The 268-nt window shown below is 50.7% G+C and carries 1 protein-coding gene; it reads left to right on the top strand.

Features of this window, described 5'->3' with window-relative positions:
• A partial coding sequence (locus AK963_RS30925) for a transposase (protein ID WP_175404835.1) occupies window positions 1-268 on the top strand: 268 nt, incomplete at both ends.

Raw genomic sequence — 268 nt, 5'->3', positions numbered from 1 at the left:
GGGCCATAACACGGGCAACAGCCGCAACGGCAGCACCTCAAAGAATATCAAAGGAGATTTTGGTGAGGTCGAAGTCAAAGTCCCCAGAGATCGAAATGGTGACTTTGTTCCTCAGCTGATAGCCAAAGGCCAGACTCGGCTAAACAAGCTTGATCAGCAAATCCTTACCCTCTATGCCCGAGGCATGACCACCCGTGATATTGCCGAAGCCATTCACGAGATGTACGGTGCTGAGGTGTCGCCTACCTTGATATCCAAGGTAACTGAT

Source organism: Endozoicomonas atrinae, from assembly GCF_001647025.1.
GTDB lineage: Bacteria > Pseudomonadota > Gammaproteobacteria > Pseudomonadales > Endozoicomonadaceae > Endozoicomonas > Endozoicomonas atrinae.
This window is presented reverse-complemented; position numbering and strand designations above follow the sequence as displayed.